We start from the raw sequence: 209 nt of genomic DNA on the forward strand, positions 1-209 counted from the left end.
GGCGCCTCCTCCAGGATCAGGTGCGCGTTCGTCCCGCTCACGCCGAACGAGGAGACGCCCGCCCGGCGCGGACGCCCGTCGGTCGACCACGCGCGCGCCTCGGACAGCAGCTCCACCGCGCCCGCGGTCCAGTCGACCTGGGACGTGCGCCGGTCGGCGTGCAGTGTCGGGGGCAGCACGCCGTGGCGCAGCGCCTGCACCATCTTGAT

The 209-nt window shown here is 75.1% G+C and carries 1 protein-coding gene; it reads right to left on the reverse strand.

Going from position 1 to position 209, the window contains the following annotated elements:
- The coding region (locus G3I40_RS28170; RefSeq protein WP_164305190.1) for a ketoacyl-synthetase C-terminal extension domain-containing protein at nucleotides 1–209 on the reverse strand (209 nt) is incomplete at both ends.

Source organism: Streptomyces sp. SID14478, assembly GCF_010548525.1.
Taxonomy (GTDB): Bacteria; Actinomycetota; Actinomycetes; order Streptomycetales; family Streptomycetaceae; genus Streptomyces.